We start from the raw sequence: 21,741 nt of genomic DNA on the forward strand, positions 1-21,741 counted from the left end.
CCGCTGTGGATGAACCCGGATGACTGCGGCAGCGCCGGGCGCGTGCATCGACGCGCGCGCGCAAGCCTCAGTTTTGTAACACGAAACAAGACTCGGCGTGCGCGACGGTGCACGCGCTTTGGCACGCGAAGCGCGCTTCTCCCCTACAATGCTGCAGCATTTTCCAACCGACTCTCGCCCATCGCCGGCGAGGTCAACCCCACGGAACCGCTGGTCGGATCATGACAATCCAGTCACCCTGCATCGACATTTGCAAACTCGACGGCGAAACGGGCTTCTGCCTCGGCTGTCTGCGTACGCGCGACGAAATCCGCGCGTGGAAGACCATGAGCGACGACGTGCGTCTCGCGGTCATCAATGAACGGTCAGGCCGGGAAGCGATACTGAAACGGGCGACGCAAGGGGCGCAAGCGGCGCATCCGGCACCCGAGACTCAAACGTCCTGAGCGCGCCGCTCACTCAGCCCGAGCCGCGAACGCGTAACCGTCTTTGCCGCCGCGCTTGACGTGATACATCGCGTCGTCGGCGGCGGCGACGAGGCGCTGATAATCGCTGACGGGATCGGGGTAGCTGGCAATACCGATGCTCGCTCGCACCACGCCGATGCCCATCTCCGCGTCGGTCTCGACCACGCACGTTATCAGCCTTTGAGCAATCTCGGCCAATTCATCCGCCGTCGAATACTCTCGAATCAGCACCGCGAATTCGTCGCCGCCAATGCGCGCGACGATATCCTCCTTGCGCACCGACTCGCGAAAGGACCGCGATACCGCAACCAGGAATTCATCGCCGACGCGGTGACCAAGCGTGTCGTTGACCTGCTTGAAACCGTCCAGATCGACATACAGCACGGCGATCTGGCGAGACGTCGGGCCGGCGTGCAAATTCGCCGCCACCTCGTCGAGCGTGGCGAACAGGTTGCGCCGGTTCGGCAAGCCGGTCAGGGAATCGTGCAACGCCGCGTACTCGAATTCATGCGATTCGCCCGCCAGTTGACGATTGCGTTTCGCGTACATGCCGAGCGCGGTGAGCAACATGCAGAACAGCAGCGCGGCCAGCGCGATCAATACGTTCGCCACATGGGCAATGCGCAGGCGCACGTCGGCGCCATCGGCATCGCGTTGCGCGCGCCAATACGACTGGATTGTGGCGAGCAACGCATCGGTGCCATTCAGACTGGCATCGGGCGCCAACGCCGATGGCGGCATCCGCGGCGCCGCCGACGGGCTGGCATTCACCAATGCCGCGAGCGACTTCAGGCGATCGGCGAGTTCGATACGTGCACGGCGGTAGCCTTGCGTTTGCGCCTGGCTGTCGCCGGCTTGCTGCGGCGCGTGTTGCTGCCATACGTCGACGATTGCGCGAGCACTTTCCGCGCGCTCCGCCGCTTCGAGCACGAGGCCGGCGTATTCCTGCTTCAACTGATCCGAGAAGATGGTCCTGATCTGCAACGCGAGATAAAGCAGGCCCACGAGCAGACAAAGCAGTGACGCGCCGGCGAGCATGGCGGGAGCGCGTCTGAAGGGGCTCATGAAAGCGCCATCTGAACCGGCCCGTCCGGCACGACGCGGCTCACGGATGGGAATAGATGTCTTGCCGATTTGCGTTGCCATGTTGCCGGTAATTCACACGACGAAAGAAGAGCCCCATGCGGGCGAACAGGTTGTTTTTGTGGCGCGCGTTTTCAGGCGCGCGGCGCTCCTGCAGCGCGGCGCGACCGTCCTTGCCGGGATGCGACGCGGCGAGCTGCTGCGTCGGTGCAGCGCTGGCGTTCGTGGACCGGCGAGCGGGCGTGGGCGGCGGCGCCGTAGACGCGGACGTGCTGGATGCCGCATTGGCAACACGCACAGGCTGCGCCGCGAAGGCCTTGGCCTTGACCTCGCCGGACCAGGACGCGAACTGCCCGCCCGCTTCCGGGTCCGTGCCCGCTGGCGATGCCGGCACGGTCGCGCCGCCTGTCGTCATTGCCTGTGACGAAGGCAGCGCTTGCGCCGGCTTGGCCGACGCGATTGCGGCTGGGACCGCGGTCGCACTGGCGTTTTTCGCCATCACAGCCGCCACAGCCGCGTTCGCCGACACACCGTTGCCCAGCGCCCGGCGTGCGCCGGCCATTGCTTCGGCGTACGCCTGCTGATCGTGGTTGAACCAGACGCTATACGCCACCGTGCCCAATACGCCGATCGCAAGCGCGCTGGCCGCGGCCATGCACATCGCGAGGCGTCCGAACCTCGGCGGCGGCGTGGCGGAATTTGACAGACCGCTCGCCTGGCCGCCGGCATGCTGGCCATCGAGCACCGATTTTGGCGAGTCTGTATCGTTGTACATCGCAATACGCTCCGGAATCCTTACGTTCGGCCGGCAGGCCGACTTTATTCAGACGATTTCAGGTGCATGCAAAGCCTCTCGAAGCACGCAACCTGCCCTTCGCACGACGACATCAACACGGCAATGCTGCGCTTTAAACGCAGTCTTTGCGAGGCAGTTTTGCGCGGAAGAAACATGTAAAACGTTCCACACCGCGCATAGCTACGCGCAATGTGCGCGAGAGACGCGCCGGGCGCCCTGACAAAACATGCAGGCGCGCGCGGCAGGGCTCCGCTCATGGCTGCGATCATGCGGCCACCACTTCACACACAGTGGAGGTGTCAACGCTTCGGGGATTGCATTTCAAACGCAAGTGCTGTTCCCGACGGTCTGCTTCGCAGTGGGGCCAGCCTTTGCGGAAAGCGTCTGCCTCAAGGCCTGCCGTACCGCCTCCAGCAGAAACTGCCGGTCACGCCGTACGCCCGCGCGGCATTCTGGGGCGGCAACGAAAAGCACTACTCGGATTTTCTGGTTTATTCGCCTACTGTAGAAGCCGCTGAACAAACCGCTGAAACAGCCCGAGCGCACGCGCCTCGCTTGCCTCGCTTTCCTTGTTCGTGGCGAGGGCGCTCACCCAACCCGGAGATTGTTAATGTCACGCACCATCATGTTTGCGAAAGCCGGTGGCCCTGAAGTGCTCGAATTCATCGAGACGCCGGTGGTCACGCCTGGTCCGCACGAAGTTCGCATCAAGGTCGAGGCCATCGGACTGAATCGCGCCGAGTCGATGTGGCGCAGCGACGCCTATATCGAGCCCGTCCGGTTTCCCGCGGGACTCGGCTATGAAGCCGCGGGCGTCGTCGATGCGATCGGCACCGACGTCACCGGTATCGCGCCCGGCGACAAGGTCAACGTGATGCCGTCGTTCTCGATGAACCAGTACTTCACGTATGGCGAAGTGATCGTCGTGCCGGACAGTGCCGTCGTGAAGCATCCCGAGTCGCTCTCGTCCGCCGAGGCGGCATCGGTCTGGATGATGTTCGTGACAGCCTACGGCGCGCTGATCGAAGACGCGAAGGTGGGCCCGGGCGACTTCGTCATCGTGCCCGCCGCGTCGAGCAGCGTCGGCCTTGCCGCGATTCAGATCGCCAACTACGCCGGCGCGACGTCGATCGCGCTCACGCGCACTTCGGCGAAACGCGAGCGACTGCTCGAAGCCGGCGCCGCGCACGTGGTCGCGACCGGCGAAACCGATCTGGTGGCGGAAGTCATGCGCATCACGGACCGCAAAGGCGCGCGCGTGGCGTTCGACCCGGTCGGCGGTCCGGGCTTCGCGAAGCTGCTCGCGGCGCTGTCGTTTCAGGGCACCGCCTACATCTATGGCGCGCTGAGCGAGGAAGCCACGACGCTGCCGTTGCTCGACATGATCGCCAAGGTGCTGACCGTGAAGGCCCATAACATCTGGCTCACGAGCGGCGACCCCGTACGGCAGAAGGCCGCAGTGGATTATGTGCTGAAAGGCTTCGCGAGCGGCGCGCTCAAGCCGGTGATCGACCGCACCTTCAGATTCGACGACATGATGGAAGCGCATCGCTATCTGGAAGAGAACGGCCAGTTCGGCAAGATCGTCGTGACGCTCTAGACCGGACTGGCGGATTCGAGCGCAGGGCTCGCCGCGCGTGCAGCGGGAGCGGTTTCGTCGGCGAGGCAGTTTTCCACGAACGCGGTGAGCCTGAGCCGTCCTTGCAAGCGCATCGATCCCTGGCCGCAGTCTGTCGAGGGTTTCCTGCAACGCCCACGCTCATTGCACCGTGATGGTCTCCTTCATGTTCGGATGAATGCCGCAGAACACCTTGTACACGCCCGGCTTGTCGAACTTGAACTGGTACGTGTCGTTCTGGTCGAGCGCGGCAGAGCGGAACATGCCCGAGTCGTTCACCACCGTGTGCGGCTCGCCGTCGAGATTCTTCCAGGTCACCGTCGAACCGGCTTTGACCGTCATCTCCATCGGCGTGAACATGAAATTCTTGATGGTGACTGTGTTGGGCGTCTCCGCGCGCGCCACGGACAACCCCGACGAGGCCGCGAACAATACCGAACTCGCGGCCATTGCGAGCAAAACGCGGCGAATTTTTTTAGTTTGCATAACTGATCTCCTGCAATAGAAAAGAACTGACGTTTAAACCAGCGTCGTGTCGTCTAGCGTGGCCTTGAGCGGATGCCGGGCAATCTTGATGCTGGTCACACCGAGCATTTTCGGAAGCTGGTCGCTGGGCACCGTCAACGGTCCGGGGCCGGTGCCGTTACCGGCGGTCGGCTGCGGATAGGCGGTCGAGCGCGCCGTATGGAACGTGATGTTGCCCTCCACTTTTGAAACGATCTGATGGATGTGGCCGTTCAGAACGGTCACCGAGCCGAAGCGTTTCAGATAGCTCATCGCCTGGCCCGCATCGCCGGTGCCCCAGCCCCACGGCTCGTAGATCGTCCACATCGGCATGTGCGCGAACACGACGATCGGCGTGCTGGACGAGCGTCCTTTCAGATCGTTTTCGAGCCACTCGAGCTGTTCGTCCCCGAGCCCGCCCAGGCCGTTCGGCTTGAAGTGCATCACGTTGACGAGGCCGATGAAATGCACGCCCTGATGGTCGAAGCTGTAATAGCCCTTATTGTCCGAGGCCTTGCCGAAGCGGCTGAAGTATTCGGTTCCCGGGCCGTCCGTCACGTCGTGCTCGCCGGGCACGGTGTGCAACTCCGTGATATTCAGACCGGACATCAACTGGGCGGCCAGATCGAACTCCGACGCCTTGGACAGATGCGTGATATCGCCGGTATGGATGGTCAGCGCGGGTTTGACCGGCATCGCGTTGACGTACTCGATGGTCTGTTTCAGCGTGCCCGCCACGTCGGGATTGGCTTCCTTGTTAAAGCCGATGTGCGAGTCGCTGATCTGCAGGAAAAGCGGCACACCGCCTTTTGCGGCGGATGAATTCTGGTCGGCCGCGAGCGCCAGTTCCACGGGCGTGAGAATGCCGCCCGTCAGAACGAACACCGTGCCGAGACCTCCGAACGCAAGACACCTGAGCGCGCCGCGCCGCGACGCGTTGAATGAATCATGTGATGACATGTCGACCTCACGTTTAAGAGTCGCAGTCGAGCCGTGGATCATCCGGCGGCCCTCGCGAGTCGTTCGTCAGGCATGACCAGGCCGGCGTCGGTTTTATTCCAGCTTCGATCAATGAGTGGATGAAACGCCTTGCGGCGCTGATGGATGGACAGAGGGTCTTCCGACGTGGCGGGCGAACGCACGGCCCGCGTCGAGCGTTTGCGCTGCCCAAGCGACTCATGCCTGACAGGCATGCCCGCCAGCTTATAAAGTCTTTTTACTCCGCCCGGAAAGTCACTAAATTGCACTCAAGGCAACGATTCAGGGCAGATCGCAACGCGCTCAACCCGCTGCGGCCCGCTTCGCCCCATACCGCAAACACATACCCATCAGGAGTTCGAAATGAGCCAGCCCGTCATTCTGATCACCGGCGCACTCACCGGCATCGGCCGCGCCACTGCCGTCGCCTTCGCCGAAACCGGCGCCCGTCTCGTCGTGTCCGGCCGTCGCGAAGCCGAAGGCAAGGCACTCGAAAAAGAGCTGCGCGAACTCGGCGCGGACGCCCACTTCGTCCAGGCCGACGTGCGCCGCGACGAGGAAGTCGCCAACCTCGTCGATCAGACGGTCGCACGCTTCGGCCGCCTCGACGCCGCCGTCAACAACGCCGGCACCGAAGGCCAACCCGGCGCGATCACCAGTCAAACCGTCGAGAGCTACAGCGCGACGTTCGACACCAATGTGCTCGGCACGCTGCTCAGCATGAAGCACGAATTGCGCGTGATGTCGGCGCAAAAGAGCGGCAGCGTGGTGAACGTTTCGTCGACGTACGGTCACGAAGGCGCGGCCTTCGCTTCCGTGTACGCCGGCAGCAAGCATGCGGTGGAAGGCATGACCAAGTCGGCGGCGCTCGAAGTGGCGTCCATCGGCGTGCGGGTCAACGCCGTCGCGCCGGGGCCGACCGATACCGGCATGCTCGACCGTTTCACCGGCACGCCGGAGAACAAAGCCGCGCTCGCCGCCAAGGTGCCGCTCGGCCGGGTCGGCCAGCCGGCCGATGTGGCGCGCGCCATCGTGTTCCTGGCATCGGAAGCGGCCTCGTTCGTCACGGGGCAGATCGTGACCGTCGACGGCGGCAAGACGGCCGGCTGATCCTCGCCCGATCGCAGCGGCGCGCGCGGCCAAGAGCGCGCGCCGCGAAGCATCATTCAAAGGACTAACAACATGGCTACCGAAACATTGACGCTTTACCATTCCACTGCGTCACCGAACTCGCGGCGCGTACGCATCTTTCTCGCTGAAAAAGGCGTGACGGTCACGCTCGCGGCGGTCGACCTCGGCAATCGCGAACAGCACGGCGACGCCTATCGCGCGATCAATCCCCGGCGCGTGGTGCCGACGCTGGTGCTCGAAGACGGCACGTCGATCGGAGAGGTCCCCGCCATCCAGCGCTATATCGAGGACGTCTATCCCGACACACCGCTATTCGGTACCACGCCGAAAGACAAGGCGCTGATCACGATGTGGGAACGGCGCGCGGAACAGGAGGGATTTGCCTCGGTGATGGAAGCGATCCGCAACACCGCTCCCGGTTTGAAGGGTCGCGCGATTGCCGGCCCGCATGACTACGAGCAGATTGCGACGCTCGCCGAGCGCAGCCGGCAACGGGCCGCTCATTTCCTGGCGGACCTCGACGATCGTCTGAAACAGTCCGCGTTCGTGGCGGGCGAGCGCTTCTCGGTTGCCGACATTACCGCACTCGTGACGATCGACTTCGCAGCCAAAGCAATCGACATGCAAGTGCCGGCTGAGCTGAAATCGCTCAGGCGCTGGTACGACACAGTGTCCTCGCGACCCAGCGCTACGGCGTGACCTGCTGCGGCATCTGAAGCGGCATCAAAACAGCGGCCCGCATCGCTGCAACACGATGCGGGCCGCTGGACTACCCGGTACGGCCGCTTATTGGCCTTGCTGCGCCTGCGGCTTCAGTTTGAACTTGCCCTGATAGCGGATCGTCGGACGCTGCGACTGCGTGGTCGGCGCCGTCATGAGCAACTGGCGCGCAAGCGGTGTGGCCGCCGGGCTCAGCGAGCCGATACTGGTGACGCGCGACGGATCCGCGAGACCGCTGTTCACCAGCAGCTTCGCCTCGAGTTGCAGGCTGGTCAGCAGGACCGGATCCTTCAGCGCACTACCCTGCGCGAGCAACTGGCTCCATGCGTTATTGCTGTAGTTGGTCACGTAGTAATCGAGACCGCTCGGATCGGCGAGCACCGCGGAACAGCCGTTCAGACGCACCTGCGTTTGCGTGTCCTTCATCGCCAACGTCTTGCGCGACGTGAGGCCGTCGCCGTATGCGAGCGTCAGCGGAATGGTCCACTGGGTGCCCGGATACTGATTCTGATTCGGGAACGGCGACTGTTTCAGCGTGACCACCGTCTGGTTGGTCGTCAGATCGCACTGGGTGTCGAGCGTGATCAGCGGCACGCCTGTTTGCCGCACGAAGCTGTCGCCGATCGCCACCATCGGCTGGCCGCTCGCTTTCGACAGTTCGTCCCACAAACGCCTGGGCGTAACGTTGCCGAGGGAGTAGTCGGCGAGATACGACTGCAGGCCCTTGCGCATCACTTCTTCACCCAGGTAGTTCTCCAGCATCTTCAGCACGTGACCCCCTTTGTCGTACGTGAAGGCGCTCGCGCTCAGCACAAAGTCGTTCGACGCCCAGCCGTTGAAATTCGGCTGCACCGGGAACGCCGTGGACTTCAGGTCGGCATTGATCACCGCGTACTTGTTCTTCACGTCGTCGACCCAGCTGAAGCGGTCCGGGAAGAAACGCACCTTGGTCTTGTTCTCAAAGAACGTCGCGAACGACTCGTTTAACCACACGTCGTCCCACCAGTCGAGCGTGACCAGATCGCCGAACCATTGGTGCGCGGCTTCATGCGTGAGCACCGTCACGCCGTAGTCGGACATGGTCGTGCCCGGTGCCGGCAGAATGTCGTCGGCGAATTCAAGAATGGCGCCCCAGTTCTCCATGCCGCCGAAGTTCAGGTCCTTCTGCTCCTTGAACGCGTCGTTGGCCGCGATCGTGTCGAACTTGGTGAGAGGCAGCGGAATGCCCGTGTAGCGATAGTAGTAATCGAGTGCCTGCTTGGTTTGCTGCATGGCCGGTTTGGCCCAGTCACGCATGCCGGGCGGCGTGAAAATCCGCAGATGCAGACCTTTGCCGTCGGGCAGCGGGCTCGTGAAGTCGTCTTCGAGAATGTCGAACTGGCCGCCGCCGAAGAACAGCAGATACGACGGCATGGGCGGCGTTTTCTCGAACGACACCAGCTTGTAGCCGCTATCCACGGTCGCCGCCGGTTTCTCGGCCGCGTTCGAGACCACGTTCCAGTTCTGCGGGACCTCCGCGCTCACCTCGTAGGTGGGCCGGAAAGCCGGCTCGTCCCAGCCGGGGAACCATTGGCGCGCGAGGTTCGATTCGCCTTGCGTGAGGATCGCGCCGCTCGTCGTGCCGTCGGTCGACTTCAGGTCGACGCGGAATACGCCTTCAGCCGCGGAGCAACCCGGATAGGGATCGTCGCCGCAACTGCCGCCGGTCTTCGCGACCGGATCGTCATAGGTCTTGAAGTTGATGATCCCGCTCCACTCCATGTGCAGCGAGTAGTTGCCGGCGGCGATCTGCCCGCTCGCGGGGCGCAGTTGATAGAAGTCGCCGTCGTCCTGCGGCGTGGCGATCAACGGAATATTGCCCGGCTGAAGGGTGATGGTGCCGTTGGTGAACTTGACGCGGTGCCCGGCGATCGTGATCGCGTTGACGGCCTTCTGCACCTTGATCTGCACGTCGGCGCGGCCGTCGAACGAAGACAGCGCGGGGTTCGGCCGGAACCACAGCTTGTAGTTGAGCGGCGTCACCGTGTCCGGCAACTCGACCGGAGGCACCGTCTTGTTGATCGAGGTGTCGGCCACGACCGGTGCGGCGGGCGGGACCAGCGCCACTTCGGACGCGCCTGACGCGGCCGCGGGCGCCTGCCCGGATTTGCTCGTCAAGGCAGACGAGCCGTCGCTACCGCCGCATCCCGCCAGAATCGCAACTCCGGCTAATGCGAGGCACTGCATCTGCAATCGGAAATTTATACGCATAATTTAATCCTCGACTGACAATATCGGCAAAATAAAGTGCGTTGAGTGCTTAAGCTGGATTTCTCTTTTTTCAGCGGCAAAGGTCTCCCGCACCAGCACCGAATTGCTAGCGAGAATATAAAGACGTGTTGGCGCCTCAGCACTTGTGGCTGATTTTAGAATTGCGACACACGTTTATTACAATGCTTTCATTTCGACAGACCTGGGTATTTTCCCGGGCTGTTATTCGATCGTCCGGCTGATCGGCAAAGCCGCGGCTTACCTACGTCTCCGGGCAGGCGGATTAAACCGGATCAGTTTTTTGACGACAGTGCGTAGCCTAGTTTGGCAAACGTTCCCGTGTCAACTTCCTTTCACAAACTTTCTTTCATTCGCGCGACGCGTATGCAAATCGAATGGCATCGGTAATGAAGCCGAGTTAATCCTCTAAGAATTGCAATATCGCGCATGACTACGGGAAACTTTATTTTTCTTTGCGAGAGAGTGTGCTATAGCGCGAGGACTTAAGCGAATAACGTCGAATGAGGTTTTAATTTGAACTAGCTGGAGAGTTCACCAGGAATTAGCGCGAATAAATACGCAAACAATCGGCTAGCCATTCACCGCTGCCACGATTCGTGCGCACATCGCCTTGTCGGGTAACGGGCCCGAACCGGCTCGAACGTTGTCCGCCATGTATTGCGGACGCCCCGTGCCGGGAATCACGACTGTCACCGCCGGCTGTGCGAGCACGAACTTCAGAAGAATCTGCGCCCAGCTCGTGCAGCCGATTTCCCCTGCCCACCCAGGCAGCGGCGTTTTGCCAACGCGTGCCAGCAGGCCGCCGCCACCGAAAGGCTGATTGATCACGACGCCGATGCCCAAGTCCGCCGCGAGCGGCAAGATGCGCGCTTCGGCGGCGCGGTCGTCCGCGGCGTAGTTGATCTGCACGAAGTCGGGTTTCTCGCTGCGCATGACGGACGCCACGTCGTCGAATGCGCTCGACGTGTAGTGCGTGATGCCGATGTGACGAATCCGGCCGCGCGCTTTCCAGTCGCGCAGCGTGGCGATTTGCGTGCGCCAGTCGAGCAGATTGTGAACCTGCATCAGATCGATGCGCGGCTGCTGAAAGCGGCGCAGCGATTCCTCCATCTGCGCGATGCCCGCCTCGCGTCCTTCGGTCCAGACCTTGGTGGCGACGAAGGCTTTGTTGTGCGCATCCAGTTGAGTAAGCAAAGCGCCGGCCACCGCTTCCGACGAGCCGTACATCGGCGATGAATCGATCACCGAGCCACCCGCTGCGAACAGAATGCGCAGCACGTCGGCGAGTTGCGCGCGGCCGGCGGGATCGGTGCCGACATCGAAGGTGCGCCAGGTGCCGCAGCCGACCACGGGCAAGCGTTCGCCCGTGGCGGGAATCACGCGTTGCGACATGCGTGGGAGCGATGTGGCGGCGGATTCGGTTTGCGACTGAGGCGTTGGCGAGCCAGGTGTTGGCGATGACCTTTGGGTTGGCGTTTGGGTTGGCGTTTGAGCCGCCGCCATGCGCGGCAATGCGAGCGACGCCGACAAGCCGATCGCTGTATGACGAGCCGTGCGCAGAAAACGGCGTCTGCCCGCACTCTCAACGGCGTTTTTCGACAAAAGTGCCATGACGTACCCCCGATTCGCGCGCAGTACAGTGACTTCGTACGATACGGCAAATCGGCACAGCACGTCGATGCGACTCAAAGCGACCTGCCTCGACGATCGCAGGTCACACGCCACTAGCGGATAAAGTGCCCGCAAATCGGCATGCTCGCCAGCCGCGCGATCAACGACGACTGTTGTCCGCCACCCGCCGCCGCAAACTCGTCCGCCGCCATGGCGGACCCCGCTGCGGCACCGATTGCGATGACCGCGATCGCAATCCGGCGCAGCCGCCCGATGCGGCCCGCGAGCGAGCCAGACTCGCTGCGCCAGCTGGCCAGCAAGGTCATGGTGAGTGCAACTATCGCGCAGCACATGACTCCTCCTCAGGCGTTCGCCGTGGCGCGCTCCTGACGCGCGGGAAACGGATCGCGCCATGCGCCGATCGCGTTCAGTTGATCGTGCCAGCGCACCACTTCCGGAAACTCTTCAAGCGGCATCGCCGCGCCTTTCGCGTACGGCAGCGAGATGCCGACCGAGAAATCCGCGACCGTCAGGTCGTCGCCAAGCAACCACTTGCGTCCCTTCAGATGCTGGTTGAGCACGGCGGCATGCTTGCGGAAAAACCCTTGCGCTTCGGCGACTTTCGAAGGATCGGGCTCGCCGAGTCCGACCCACGGCTTGATCAGATACTCGAAGTACAGCGCACCGGCATGCCTTAGCAGATGCTGGCTATTCCAGCTGAACCAGCGGACGACGTCGATCTGCTGCTGCGCGCTCCGCGGCCAAAGCGAGGATTCCGCGCGCTGCGCAAGATGGCACAGGATCGCGTCGGCCTCCCAGATGATCTTGTCGCCATCGACGAGACAAGGCACCTTGCCGTTCGGATTGATTGCCAGATAGTCCGCTCGGGTATGTTCGCCCTTGCGCAGATCGACAAAGGCGTAGTCGATTGGCAACCCTAAGTATTGCGCCAATGCGCAGGTTTTTCTGGGAGACAGCGTTTCAGCATAGTAAAGCTTCATGGTCGACCTCAGTGTGCGTTGACTTCGGTGGAATATGCTTCATTTGGCCTGGTTTTCCAGCCCGGCAAGCAGTGCGTCCAGCTTCTCGAATGCACCGGTCCAACCGGTTTGATGACCGTCGCGAGCGGCCTCGTCGAAGAACTGCGCATGATGGAAATGCAGTTCGGTGCCCTCTTCGATCGGACGAAACCGGATCGTCACGAGCGACCGGCGCTCGGGCAGCGTGACCCATTCCCATGTGAAGACGAGCTTGCGGTCGGTCTCCACTTCCTGGTATTCGCCGCGGCAGTCGTGTGTTTCGCCGTCCAGCGTCTGAAACACCACGCGAAAGCGGCCGCCCACGCGCGGATCGGCTTCGGCGCTCAGCACCGGCCCGGCGTCCGGTCCCCACCAGCGCGCCATCAGTTCCGGCCGCGTCCATGCTGCGTAGACTCTTGCAGGCGGCGCCTTGATGCGCCGAATGATGGTCAGGCTGGGCTTTTCGTTCATTCGTCGTTCCTCTCGACAAAATCGGCGAGCCGGTCAAGACTCGCGGACCAGAAGCGTTCGTAGCGTCGCAGCCACGCCATCGCCTCTTCCATTGGGCCGGCAACCAGTTCGACCGAGACGGTCCGGCCATTCTTTGTGCGCGCCACCAGACCCGCGTCGCTCAGCACGTCGAGGTGCTTCATGACGGCGGGCAGTTTGAGCGGCAACGGCCGCGCGATTTCCGTAACGGACAAGCCCGGCTCACGCTCGAGACGCGCGAGGATGGCCCGCCGCGTAGGGTCCACGAGGGCGGAAAACGTACGATCGAGTTCACTGACTGGAGACTTTGCCATATGGTGAACTATAGGCCGTGAACTTCGGCAGTCAAGGTTTTTTGCGGCCGACTCCGTGAACCCGTAGGCCCGTTGATACTGTCCGTCCTCGACGCGCCACGGCTATCATTCCAACGATTCGCAATCACGGATTCGCTCAGCGTCGAGAGGACAGCACCGTATGGACCTCCTTCAAGGCATGGCAGTGTTCAAGCGCGTCGTGGACGCGTCCAGTTTCTCGAAAGCGGCGGATTCACTGGAGATGCCGCGCGCTTCGGTGTCGACGCTCGTGCAGAATCTGGAGAGTCATCTCGGCGTGCGCCTGCTCAACCGCACGACGCGCCGCGTGCAGGTGACCGACGACGGCGCGCTTTACTACGAATACTGCGCCCGCATTCTCGCCGAGGTCTCCGACGCCGAGTCGGCGCTATCCAGCAAACGTCAAAGTCCGCGCGGCACGGTACGCGTCGACACGTCCGCCACGTTCGCGCATCACGTGCTGATTCCCGTGATGCGCGATTTCAACGCGCGCTATCCCGACATCACCGTGAAGCTGGGACTGGCCGACCGCAACGTGGATCTCGTGCAGGAAGGCGTCGATTGCGTGATCCGCATCGGCGTGCTCGACGATTCGAATCTCGTGGCGCGTTCGCTCGGCAGCGTGCGCATGACGATCTGCGCCGCGCCTGCCTATCTGGAGCAGATGGGTGAGCCCGCCACGCCCGACGATCTCGACCGGCACCACGCGGTCAATTATTTTTCCGCGCGCACCGGGCGCGTCTACCCGATGGAGTTCGAAGCCGACGGCGTGCTGATCAAACGACCGATCGAGGGCAAACTCGCGGTCAACGAAGGCCTGGTCTACGTTGCGTCCGCGGTGGAAGGCCTCGGCCTGATCCAGACGCCGCGCTTCATGGCGGCGAAGGCAATCGAATCGGGCGCGTTGCGTGAGATTTTGCGCGACTGCCATTGCGCGCCATTGCCGCTCTCGATTCTTTATCCACACCGTCGTTTGGGCATGTCCGTGCGGGTATTCAGCGAGTGGGTGCACGAACTGGTGCAGCAGAATCCGGACTTCTGCGACTAGCACATTTGAAAAACAGCCTCAGCCCCTAGATCAAACCGCGACGCTGCAAGTCGTCCGACAATGCGTCGACGCTGACGAACCTGTGCCCTTGCAGTCCCGCATGGATCGCGCCGTTCACGTTGGCGGCCGTGTCGTCGACGAAAAGCGTTTGGGCCGCGGGCACGCCGAGTTGTTCAAGACAACGCAGGTAGGTTTGCGCCGCCGGCTTCGCCGCACCAAAAGCCGCCGACGAGTAAACGTGCGGTCCGAACAGCCGCGCGACAGACGGATTCAGATAAGGCATGTGGTCGGTCAACAGGCGGCAATTGTTGGTCAGCACCGCGATGCGATGCCGCTCGGCGACCTGGGCGGCCAGCGCGAGCGCTTCCTGGTTCGGCGTGATCGACGCGTGACGGGCGGCCAGCCAGTCGTCGCGGCTGACGGGGTAGTTCAGCAGCATGCCTAACTCGCGCAGATACTCGTCATCGCTGATTTCGCCGGCGTCCGCGCGTGCTTCGAGACCCGAACCCCAGATCGCGTGACGCACGGTGTCCGCCGTGCAGCCCGCGGTCGACGCCAGATGCTCGACTCGCGCGGCGCGGTCGTAGTGGGACAAAACACCTTCCATGTCGAACAGAACCAGCGTGATGGATGCGGTCATGCTGTCGGCCTCGCGTCGAAAGCTTTCAGAAATGAAGCAACCGCGCGACGCGATGGCGCCGAACGGTTGCCTGTTTCTATTGTGCCTCGACAAAACCATGACTGCCGGCAACGGCATCGGCATCGGCCGGCGTCACGGTTTTTTCGCGGAGGTCAGCGAAGCAGCAGCTCAGTAAGATCCGCTTTCGTAAAACATCATCATGCGCCGCTGCCGCCCACCGTCTTGACGCTTTTCCATTGGCCCTGCTCAACCTGGAACAACGTGTACGGCGGCTTGATCAGATCGCCGTAAGGATCGAACGTGATATTGCCGGTTACTCCGGTGACGGTCACCTTGGCAAGGCTGTCGACGATCTTCGCGCGATCGAGCGAGTCGGCGGCGTGAATCGCTTTCAGCATGGCAAGGGCCGCGTCATAGGAAAACGGCGCGTACAGTTCGACATCCTGATTGAAACGCGCCTTGTAGCGCTTGCCGAACGCCTGCGCGGCCGGTAGCTTGTCGAGCGCCGGGCCGGGTTCGAGATCCTGCGTTCCGTTGCCCGCCGTGCCGGCGATCTGCAGGAATGCATTGCTCTTCAGCGCGCCGGCGCCGAACAGCTGTGTGGACATGCCGAGCGATCGCATCTGCTTGACCAGCATCGCGCCCTGCTCGTCCAGGCCGCCGAAGAAAATCAGGTCGACGTTCTTACTCTTGAGCGTGGTCAGAATGGCGCGAAAATCGATCGCCTTGTCGTTGGTGAATTCCCGATCGACGATATTGCCGTTCGCTTCCTTGACGCCTTTCTCGAACGCATCGGCCAGGCCTTGCCCGAAAGCGGTGCGGTCGTCGATGATTGCAATGCGCTTCGCCTTCATCTGCTCCACCACGAAATGCCCCGCCACGACACCGCCGATACCGTCGTGGCCCATCGTCCGAAACACGTTCTTGAAGCCTTGCTTAGTCAATTGCGGATTGGTCGAGCCCGGCGTGATCATCGCCACATTCGCCTGGTGATACACCGTCGAGGCCGGAATGCTGCAGCCCGAGTTGTAATGGCCGATCACGCCGACCACGCCGTCGTCGACCAGTTTCTGCGCGACCTGAATCGCCACGCGCGGGTCGGCCTGATCGTCCTGCACGTCGAGCACGAACTTGACCGGCTTGCCGCCGATCGTTGGGTTCTTCGCGTTCTCTTCATCGAGCGCCAACTGCGCGCCGTACTGCAAGTCCTTGCCGACCCGCGCAACGGGCCCCGTCAACGGTCCGACGAAACCGATCTTGACGATCTGGGGGTCGGCGGCCCACGAGAACGGCATATACGTGGCGAGTGCACAGACAGTGGCACTCAATAGCCAATAGCGGCGATTCATGATGCGCTCCTTGCGAGATGTGACGTCGCGCGTGTGTGTGCAGGTGGGCCGATCCGATGCGCGACGCGTCGAAACCGCTCTGCGATGCTGGTGGTAAAACCTCGAAAAAAATCTGCCAACCCGCCTCTGCTGCAATCAAAAGCGCGTAGCCGCGTAGGGCGCGAGATCGAGCGGCGGCGCACGCTGTGCGATCAGATCGGCGACGATGCGCCCGCTCACGCCTGCCAGCGTCAAACCCAGATGCTGATGACCGAATGCGTAAATCACGCGCGCGCTTGCGCGTGAGCGCGCGAGCACCGGCACGCCGTCGGGCAGCGTGGGACGAAAGCCAAGCCAGTTGCTGTCCGGTGTATCGAGCGCGGGCAACGCCCGCTTCGACGAGAACGTCAGCAGATCGAGCAGCGAGCGGTTGCGCGTGTCGCCAAAACCGGCGAGTTCGACCGTACCCGCCACGCGCAAGCCGTCGCTCATCGGCGTCATGTAGAAACCGCGCTCCGCCCAGCCGACCGGCCGCGACACCAGGTGTTGCGCGCCGCGAAAGCGCACGTGATAGCCGCGTTCCGTATCCAGCGGAACCGGGTCGCCGCACTGGCCGGCGAACTGCGCCGAGCGTGCGCCGGTCGCGACTACCACGTGATCGAACCGCCGCGTCACGCCGCTAACCGTCAAGCTCGCGTGGTCCGTACCGGGTTGCACCGCGTCGACGGTCGAGCGTTCCAGCTTCAGTCCCTGTGCGGCCAGTTGTTCGTAAAGCGTCTGCAGAAAGCCTTGTGGATTGGAAAAGTGCCAGCTATTGCTGAACAGCACGCCGCGTTCGAAGATCGGCGCCAGCGCCGGTTCGAGTGCGCGTATGGCGGCGCCGTCGAGCACCTCGAAAGCGACGCCCAGCTTTTGCCGCAGATCGAGCGCGGGACGCGCGGAATCGAATGAAGCCGCATCCGAATACAGGTAGAGACATTCGCGCGGCCGGACAAAACGCGCCAGTTCCGCGTTGGCGAGCAGCGGCGCGTAGCCTTCCCGCGCGCAATCGAGCAGCGCGGCGAGCGCCGCGGCAGCGAGCTCATCATGAAGCGCAGGAGCCACGGTGCGAGATGCGGCAGATACCCCCAACGCAATCTGAACGGGCTTTGATTCGACAGCAGAAAGCGCGGCAAATCACGGAACACGGATGGGTTGTTGACCGGGATGCACGCATAGTGCGCGAAGGTGCCGGCATTGCCGAACGACGCGCCCTGCCCTACGCCTGCCGGGTCGAATAGCGTGACCCGATGGCCGTCGCGCATCAGCGCCGCGGCGCTCGCGAGGCCGATGAATCCCGCTCCGATAATGGCAATTTCCGGCATCATTTGCGCCCTTCGCCGACGCCCATGCGCGCGCCTTCGGTGAACGAGCCGGCGCCGGTTTTCCGCCTGGTGCCGGGTGGGGAAGACTGGGGAAAGCTCATCGGAGAACTCCTGCTGACGGATTGCCGGACGAAGTCCGGCGACGGTTCCTGCATCGCGCCACCAGACAAACGATGACATCTAGAATCACACAATATTTTTTTGTGTGCAATTAAAACGCACATTGTGTGGCCCTGGCACTTTCCCTGGATCGCCGTGGGTGCGCTCTTTGCCGGCGCACCGCGGCCGGGTAAGCTGGCACCCGAAGGCTTGCAGTCGCGCAGGTCTGGTATAGAATCGGCAAACCTCCGCACAATTGCGGACAAAGCCGGTTTTGTATGGAGACACCTGATCTTATGGCTTCTGACAAAGACGCCGCCCGCTCCGCCTCTGGCGCGCCGGAGCAGGCGAAGCGCTCCACCTATATCGAGGTGTCCAGTTCGATCGAGAGCGAGATTCGCAGTGGCATCTATCCGCCCGGCAGCCGCCTGCCGCCGCAACGGCAACTGGCCACCGAACTGGGCATCAATGTGTCCACGGTGTCGCGCGCGTACAAGGAATTGCAGTCGCGCGGGCTGGTGATCGGCAGCAAACGGCGCGGCTCGCTCGTGACCGGCGGCGCGATGCCGAGCGTGGCACCCGCGCAAGCCACCAGCAGCGCCGCGATCGATCTGACCGTCAACCGTCCGGCCACGGGCGAGTTCCTGAACTGCCTCGCTCGCACGCTGGCCGATTTGCCACGCGATCCGCGCTATCCGCAGTTGCAGGAGTACCAGCCGCCGCAGGGGCCCGCGTGGGCGCGCGTGGCCGGCGCGCGCTGGATGGCCGCGCCCGGCTTTGCCCCATCGGCCGATCACGTGGTGGTCACGAGCGGCGCGCAGCACGGCTTATATGCGGTGCTGAACAGCCTGATCGGCACCGACGGCGTGATCCTCGCCGATCAGCTCACCTACTACGGCCTCAAAGCGCTCGCGCCGGTGTTCCAGTTCGAGATCGTCGGCATTCCTAGCGATCGCGACGGGCTGCTGACCGACGAAGTCGAACGCGCCTGCCTGCGCATGCCGGTGAAGGCGGTTTTCACCGTGCCGAACCTGCAAAACCCGACTGTTACGACCATGAGTCTGGAACGTCGCATGGCGCTCGTCGATATCGCGCGCCGGCACGGCGTGGCGATCATCGAGGACGACGTATATGGCCCACTGGTCTCGCAGCGCCTGCCGACGATTGCGAGCCTGTGTCCGGAACTCACCTTCCACCTCGCGGCCACCTCGAAGATCCTCGCGCCCGGTCTGCGGCTCGGCTATCTGCTGAGTCCGCCGGACAGCGCCGCGCTATGCGCGGAAGCCGTGCGCACGACGGCATGGATGCCCGCGCCGATGTCGATGCTGATCGCCTCCATCTGGATCGAGGACGGCACCGCGCGTCACATCATGGACGCGCAGCTCGCCGAGATTCGCGCGCGCCAGGACCTCGCGCGCGAGCTGTTGCCGCAGGAGTTGCTGCAGACCGATCCGGCATGCATGTTCGTATGGCTGAAGTTGCCGCCGCCGTGGCGCGCCGACGACTTCGCGGCGAATGCGAAGGCGCGCGGCGTCGTGGTGATGCCGTCGTCGGCGTTCGCCGTGGACCGCTCGGAGATCGAGCATGGAGTGCGGATCAACCTCGCCTGCGCGACCAGCCGCGATCAGCTCGTGAGCGCGCTACGGCTGTTGAGCGGCACGCTCAAGGATCGTCCGCGCGCGCTGTTCGGCACGATATGACGCACCGCCCGACTGGCCGCTGCGCATGATCAAAAAAACTTCTCCGCCAAAGGAATAAAGCCACGACACCGTGCGTTCAATAAGCGCAATGACCATCGGTCATGACAGAGAGGTGCGGCCATGAAATCTGTGCTTAAAGCATTGGGCGTCGTCGTGGGCGGCGCGGCATTGGTGAGTCTTGTCGCGTCGTGCGGCGGTTCCGATTCGGTCAACAGCCAATCGTTTACGTCGACGGCGCTCGTCTCGGACGGCGCCGTCGCGGCGGCGCATACGGACCCGAATCTGAAAAACGCATGGGGCGTTGCCTTCAATCCAAAAGGTTTCGTCTGGGTGGCCGATAACGCCACCTCGCTCGCCACGCTTTATGACGGCAACGGCACGCCACAATCGCTTGTGGTCAGCATTCCGAACGGAACCAACGGACCAGCGAATCCGACCGGCATCGTGTTCAACGGCACGACGGACTTCGTCGTGACTCAGGGCGGCAAATCCGGCGTGGGCGCATTTATCTTTGCCGGCGAAGGCGGCACGATCACCGCGTGGGCGCCGACGGTCGCGCCCACCACCGCCTTCGTCGTATTCGACAGCGGCAGCGCCGGCGCGGTGTACAAGGGCCTCGCGCTGGCCAGCAACGGCGGCGCCAACTTCCTCTACGCCGCCGACTTTCACAACAACAGAATCGACGTCTTCGACAAGAGCTTCGCGAAGGTATCGACGCCCGGCAAGTTCCAGGACGCGTCGCTTCCAGCGGGCTTCGCGCCGTTCGGCATTCAGGCGCTCGGCGCAAAGCTCTTCGTGACCTACGCGAAGCAGGACGCGGCGGCCCACGACAACGTCGACGGCGCCGGCCTCGGCTTCGTGGATGTCTACGATACGGCGGGTAATCTGCTGCAGCGTTTCGCCTCAGGCGGCGTGCTGAATGCGCCGTGGGGCATCACGCAGGCGCCGGCCAATTTTGGACGCTTCAGTGGCGACGTGCTGATCGGCAATTTCGGTGACGGCACGATCAACGCCTTCGATCCGGCGAGCGGCCAGTCTCTCGGCGCCATCAACTTGCCCGACAACACGCCGTTCGTGCAGCACGGTCTGTGGGGTATCGCGTTCGGCAATGGGCTCAGCAATCAGCCGGTCAACACGCTGTTTTTCGCCGCCGGCCCGAATGAAGAAACGAACGGCGTCTACGGACGTATCGATGTGAAAATGTGACGCACGAACGCGCGTCGCAGGCGCGCTCCGGCGCGCGCAGGTGACTGGCGCGGCGGCCGCTTCACGCCGCGCAGCGCATGCGCGCCGCGAGCCGCTGCACGTTCAGCAGTCTCACGATCCGCTTGAGCGCGTGACGCACGCGGCCACGCAAATGCGCCGCGCGCATGGTGCGCCAGAAACGGTCCGGCGCGAAGTCGTCGAAACGCGCTTCCTTTTCTAGCAGCGCCTTGCCGCCGGGCAAATGGACGAACGAACAGCAACGGAACCAGCGCAAATCCCGATAGTTGTTGCCGGCCCAATGGCGCCCCACAGCCTGATACGCGCCGACTTCGATCAGCACTTGCCCTTCGTCGCTGAGCGCATTGAGCGCGGCCGAGATGAACGCTTCGTCGCCGTGATGCCTTAAACGCTCGCTTTCGTTGAGATAGCGTGCGTAACTGGCTCGCGCGCGGGGCACCAGCCGGCGCAATGCAACGGGTGTCGCGATCAGAAATTCGCCGCCGTACCAGCGCGGATTCATCAAGCGCCGGTCCGCGACGATCTCCAGATCCGCGACCACGCGCTCGCTGCCGTAAGCCGGAAACACCTGATCCGAAATGTCGAAGACACCGAGGCCGGCTTGCGCGCATCGTTCGATCAGATCGCGGTCTAGCGGCAGCAGCGCCACCATGTCGGCGTCGAGCAGCAACATCATCGTGTCGGCGGGTAAGCTCTCCGCCACCTGGTCCATCAGGTCGAGTTTGAAATGCGCCGCGTAGAACGGCGTATTCTTCGGCAACTCGATCGTCGCGGTGAGCCGCGTCACGAGCGGGCGATGCTCCACCGGTATGCTTTCGAGCCGGCGCGCAACCAGCTCCGGCGCGTTGGTCATGATCGTCAAGGTCGGCAGGCCCACTCGCCGCAAGCTGTTGTTCAGGCAGACCGCCTGACTGACATACGAGAGCGGATCGCGATTCGTCGAGTTGGGACCCGGCTTCGCATCGACATCGACATAAACGAGAGTGCACGGAAAAAGATTCACGTTGCTCCTAAGCACGCGTGAGCGACGGACCGCCTTTTGAGCGATGCGTCACTGTCGAAGGTTGATCCACATGTTCTTGCCTCGGGCGCGGAAACAGCCGCAAGGTGCGCGACATTTGAAATCGCGAATCGTGCCATCGTGGCGTCACATTCGAGCCGGGCACGCTGATCTGCGGCGATGGAGTCGGATGAACCGGGGCGCAGGCATCAGGGTTGGTCTATCGTTTCACGTCCTTGCATCGCCTTTCCGCCAAAACGCAGAGAGACATGACGTGGTGCTGCGGCAGGTTGGTTGGGGGCGATTGCATTGCGCAATA

21 protein-coding genes and 1 pseudogene are annotated in these 21,741 nt (G+C 63.0%); 8 read left to right on the plus strand and 14 right to left on the minus strand.

Translation table 11 applies throughout. The features are described from left to right. Nucleotides 1–221: 221 nt before the first annotated feature. Nucleotides 222–446 carry a DUF1289 domain-containing protein gene (locus B0G73_RS04070; RefSeq protein ID WP_106278123.1) on the plus strand — a complete coding sequence of 75 codons (225 nt, stop codon included), beginning with the start codon at nucleotides 222–224 and terminating at the stop codon, nucleotides 444–446. 9 nt (nucleotides 447–455) lie between these two features. Here the strand turns inward: B0G73_RS04070 and B0G73_RS04075 are convergent, their stop codons facing one another. Continuing rightward, the gene (locus B0G73_RS04075; RefSeq protein WP_106278124.1) at nucleotides 456–1,532 is read right to left on the minus strand and encodes a GGDEF domain-containing protein; all 1,077 of its coding nucleotides are present in this window, start codon (nucleotides 1,530–1,532) and stop codon (nucleotides 456–458) included. Nucleotides 1,533–1,572: 40 nt separating this feature from the next. Then, a complete protein-coding gene (locus B0G73_RS04080) occupies nucleotides 1,573–2,325 on the minus strand; it encodes a hypothetical protein (RefSeq protein ID WP_106278126.1) in 753 nt (250 codons plus the stop codon). A gap of 631 nt (nucleotides 2,326–2,956) precedes the next feature. Between B0G73_RS04080 and B0G73_RS04090 the strand changes: the two genes are divergently transcribed. After that, nucleotides 2,957–3,946, plus strand: a complete 990-nt coding sequence (locus B0G73_RS04090; RefSeq protein WP_106278128.1) for a zinc-dependent alcohol dehydrogenase family protein — start codon at nucleotides 2,957–2,959, stop codon at nucleotides 3,944–3,946. A 159-nt stretch (nucleotides 3,947–4,105) separates the two neighbouring features. On the opposite strand, the gene B0G73_RS04100 is transcribed toward B0G73_RS04090, so the two are convergent. Continuing rightward, complete coding sequence (locus B0G73_RS04100; protein ID WP_106278130.1) at nucleotides 4,106–4,450, minus strand: cupredoxin family copper-binding protein; 345 nt, start codon at nucleotides 4,448–4,450, stop codon at nucleotides 4,106–4,108. 33 nt (nucleotides 4,451–4,483) lie between these two features. Continuing rightward, nucleotides 4,484–5,428: a metallophosphoesterase gene (locus B0G73_RS04105; RefSeq protein ID WP_106278132.1), complete on the minus strand. Its 945-nt coding sequence runs from the start codon at nucleotides 5,426–5,428 to the stop codon at nucleotides 4,484–4,486. A gap of 381 nt (nucleotides 5,429–5,809) precedes the next feature. Here B0G73_RS04105 and B0G73_RS04110 point away from each other — a divergent pair, with 381 nt between their 5' ends. Both B0G73_RS04110 and B0G73_RS04115 read left to right on the plus strand, forming a co-directional pair. Further along, on the plus strand, nucleotides 5,810–6,556 hold the full coding sequence (locus tag B0G73_RS04110; RefSeq protein WP_106278134.1) for an SDR family NAD(P)-dependent oxidoreductase: 747 nt from the start codon (nucleotides 5,810–5,812) through the stop codon (nucleotides 6,554–6,556). Nucleotides 6,557–6,628: 72 nt separating this feature from the next. Next, nucleotides 6,629–7,276 (plus strand): glutathione S-transferase family protein, encoded by a 648-nt coding sequence (locus B0G73_RS04115; protein ID WP_106278136.1) that lies wholly within the window; start codon nucleotides 6,629–6,631, stop codon nucleotides 7,274–7,276. Nucleotides 7,277–7,363: 87 nt separating this feature from the next. Here the strand turns inward: B0G73_RS04115 and B0G73_RS04120 are convergent, their stop codons facing one another. The 6 genes from B0G73_RS04120 to B0G73_RS04145 all read right to left on the minus strand — a co-directional run bounded on the left by B0G73_RS04120 (nucleotide 7,364) and on the right by B0G73_RS04145 (nucleotide 13,001). Continuing rightward, entirely contained in the window at nucleotides 7,364–9,547 is a 2,184-nt protein-coding gene (locus B0G73_RS04120; protein ID WP_106278138.1) for a M1 family metallopeptidase, read from the minus strand. A gap of 591 nt (nucleotides 9,548–10,138) precedes the next feature. Next, nucleotides 10,139–11,179: an aldo/keto reductase gene (locus B0G73_RS04125; protein ID WP_106278140.1), complete on the minus strand. Its 1,041-nt coding sequence runs from the start codon at nucleotides 11,177–11,179 to the stop codon at nucleotides 10,139–10,141. A 113-nt stretch (nucleotides 11,180–11,292) separates the two neighbouring features. After that, a complete protein-coding gene (locus tag B0G73_RS04130) occupies nucleotides 11,293–11,532 on the minus strand; it encodes a hypothetical protein (RefSeq protein ID WP_146144149.1) in 240 nt (79 codons plus the stop codon). Nucleotides 11,533–11,541: 9 nt separating this feature from the next. Beyond that, nucleotides 11,542–12,180 (minus strand): glutathione S-transferase family protein, encoded by a 639-nt coding sequence (locus B0G73_RS04135; RefSeq protein ID WP_106278143.1) that lies wholly within the window; start codon nucleotides 12,178–12,180, stop codon nucleotides 11,542–11,544. A 39-nt stretch (nucleotides 12,181–12,219) separates the two neighbouring features. Next, entirely contained in the window at nucleotides 12,220–12,669 is a 450-nt protein-coding gene (locus B0G73_RS04140) for an SRPBCC domain-containing protein (RefSeq protein WP_106278145.1), read from the minus strand. After that, nucleotides 12,666–13,001, minus strand: coding sequence for a helix-turn-helix transcriptional regulator (locus B0G73_RS04145; RefSeq protein ID WP_106278146.1), 336 nt, complete (start codon nucleotides 12,999–13,001; stop codon nucleotides 12,666–12,668). Before B0G73_RS04145 ends, B0G73_RS04140 begins: the two co-directional genes overlap by 4 nt. A gap of 160 nt (nucleotides 13,002–13,161) precedes the next feature. Here B0G73_RS04145 and B0G73_RS04150 point away from each other — a divergent pair, with 160 nt between their 5' ends. Continuing rightward, nucleotides 13,162–14,067 carry a LysR family transcriptional regulator gene (locus tag B0G73_RS04150; RefSeq protein ID WP_106278148.1) on the plus strand — a complete coding sequence of 302 codons (906 nt, stop codon included), beginning with the start codon at nucleotides 13,162–13,164 and terminating at the stop codon, nucleotides 14,065–14,067. A gap of 25 nt (nucleotides 14,068–14,092) precedes the next feature. Here B0G73_RS04150 and B0G73_RS04155 read toward each other — a convergent pair whose 3' ends face one another. Beyond that, a complete protein-coding gene (locus tag B0G73_RS04155) occupies nucleotides 14,093–14,707 on the minus strand; it encodes an HAD family phosphatase (RefSeq protein WP_106278149.1) in 615 nt (204 codons plus the stop codon). 31 nt (nucleotides 14,708–14,738) lie between these two features. Between B0G73_RS04155 and B0G73_RS40380 the strand changes: the two genes are divergently transcribed. Further along, nucleotides 14,739–14,882, plus strand: a complete 144-nt coding sequence (locus B0G73_RS40380) for a hypothetical protein (protein WP_181196489.1) — start codon at nucleotides 14,739–14,741, stop codon at nucleotides 14,880–14,882. Nucleotides 14,883–14,904: 22 nt separating this feature from the next. Here B0G73_RS40380 and B0G73_RS04160 read toward each other — a convergent pair whose 3' ends face one another. Continuing rightward, entirely contained in the window at nucleotides 14,905–16,056 is a 1,152-nt protein-coding gene (locus B0G73_RS04160; RefSeq protein ID WP_106278151.1) for a branched-chain amino acid ABC transporter substrate-binding protein, read from the minus strand. 135 nt (nucleotides 16,057–16,191) lie between these two features. Next, nucleotides 16,192–17,399: pseudogene (locus B0G73_RS04165) on the minus strand (NAD(P)/FAD-dependent oxidoreductase). A gap of 395 nt (nucleotides 17,400–17,794) precedes the next feature. Between B0G73_RS04165 and B0G73_RS04170 the strand changes: the two are divergent. Both B0G73_RS04170 and B0G73_RS04175 read left to right on the plus strand, forming a co-directional pair. Continuing rightward, complete coding sequence (locus B0G73_RS04170) at nucleotides 17,795–19,198, plus strand: PLP-dependent aminotransferase family protein (protein WP_106278153.1); 1,404 nt, start codon at nucleotides 17,795–17,797, stop codon at nucleotides 19,196–19,198. Between the two features lie 120 nt (nucleotides 19,199–19,318). Beyond that, nucleotides 19,319–20,404 (plus strand): TIGR03118 family protein, encoded by a 1,086-nt coding sequence (locus B0G73_RS04175; RefSeq protein WP_106278155.1) that lies wholly within the window; start codon nucleotides 19,319–19,321, stop codon nucleotides 20,402–20,404. Nucleotides 20,405–20,465: 61 nt separating this feature from the next. On the opposite strand, the gene B0G73_RS04180 is transcribed toward B0G73_RS04175, so the two are convergent. Beyond that, nucleotides 20,466–21,425, minus strand: coding sequence for a hypothetical protein (locus B0G73_RS04180; protein ID WP_106278156.1), 960 nt, complete (start codon nucleotides 21,423–21,425; stop codon nucleotides 20,466–20,468). Nucleotides 21,426–21,741: the final 316 nt, after the last annotated feature.

It is taken from the genome of Paraburkholderia sp. BL25I1N1, assembly GCF_003002025.1.
In the GTDB taxonomy this organism is placed as follows: domain Bacteria; phylum Pseudomonadota; class Gammaproteobacteria; order Burkholderiales; family Burkholderiaceae; genus Paraburkholderia.

Excerpts from the sequence above, each read along its gene's own strand:
- B0G73_RS04070 (WP_106278123.1), top strand. The coding sequence starts at position 222 with ATGACAATCCAGTCACCCTGCATCGACATTTGCAAACTCGACGGCGAA.
- B0G73_RS04075 (WP_106278124.1), bottom strand. The coding sequence starts at position 1,532 with ATGAGCCCCTTCAGACGCGCTCCCGCCATGCTCGCCGGCGCGTCACTG.
- B0G73_RS04080 (WP_106278126.1), bottom strand. The coding sequence starts at position 2,325 with ATGTACAACGATACAGACTCGCCAAAATCGGTGCTCGATGGCCAGCAT.
- B0G73_RS04090 (WP_106278128.1), top strand. The coding sequence starts at position 2,957 with ATGTCACGCACCATCATGTTTGCGAAAGCCGGTGGCCCTGAAGTGCTC.
- B0G73_RS04100 (WP_106278130.1), bottom strand. The coding sequence starts at position 4,450 with ATGCAAACTAAAAAAATTCGCCGCGTTTTGCTCGCAATGGCCGCGAGT.
- B0G73_RS04105 (WP_106278132.1), bottom strand. The coding sequence starts at position 5,428 with ATGTCATCACATGATTCATTCAACGCGTCGCGGCGCGGCGCGCTCAGG.
- B0G73_RS04110 (WP_106278134.1), top strand. The coding sequence starts at position 5,810 with ATGAGCCAGCCCGTCATTCTGATCACCGGCGCACTCACCGGCATCGGC.
- B0G73_RS04115 (WP_106278136.1), top strand. The coding sequence starts at position 6,629 with ATGGCTACCGAAACATTGACGCTTTACCATTCCACTGCGTCACCGAAC.
- B0G73_RS04120 (WP_106278138.1), bottom strand. The coding sequence starts at position 9,547 with ATGCGTATAAATTTCCGATTGCAGATGCAGTGCCTCGCATTAGCCGGA.
- B0G73_RS04125 (WP_106278140.1), bottom strand. The coding sequence starts at position 11,179 with ATGGCACTTTTGTCGAAAAACGCCGTTGAGAGTGCGGGCAGACGCCGT.
- B0G73_RS04130 (WP_146144149.1), bottom strand. The coding sequence starts at position 11,532 with ATGTGCTGCGCGATAGTTGCACTCACCATGACCTTGCTGGCCAGCTGG.
- B0G73_RS04135 (WP_106278143.1), bottom strand. The coding sequence starts at position 12,180 with ATGAAGCTTTACTATGCTGAAACGCTGTCTCCCAGAAAAACCTGCGCA.
- B0G73_RS04140 (WP_106278145.1), bottom strand. The coding sequence starts at position 12,669 with ATGAACGAAAAGCCCAGCCTGACCATCATTCGGCGCATCAAGGCGCCG.
- B0G73_RS04145 (WP_106278146.1), bottom strand. The coding sequence starts at position 13,001 with ATGGCAAAGTCTCCAGTCAGTGAACTCGATCGTACGTTTTCCGCCCTC.
- B0G73_RS04150 (WP_106278148.1), top strand. The coding sequence starts at position 13,162 with ATGGACCTCCTTCAAGGCATGGCAGTGTTCAAGCGCGTCGTGGACGCG.
- B0G73_RS04155 (WP_106278149.1), bottom strand. The coding sequence starts at position 14,707 with ATGACCGCATCCATCACGCTGGTTCTGTTCGACATGGAAGGTGTTTTG.
- B0G73_RS40380 (WP_181196489.1), top strand. The coding sequence starts at position 14,739 with ATGAAGCAACCGCGCGACGCGATGGCGCCGAACGGTTGCCTGTTTCTA.
- B0G73_RS04160 (WP_106278151.1), bottom strand. The coding sequence starts at position 16,056 with ATGAATCGCCGCTATTGGCTATTGAGTGCCACTGTCTGTGCACTCGCC.
- B0G73_RS04170 (WP_106278153.1), top strand. The coding sequence starts at position 17,795 with ATGGCTTCTGACAAAGACGCCGCCCGCTCCGCCTCTGGCGCGCCGGAG.
- B0G73_RS04175 (WP_106278155.1), top strand. The coding sequence starts at position 19,319 with ATGAAATCTGTGCTTAAAGCATTGGGCGTCGTCGTGGGCGGCGCGGCA.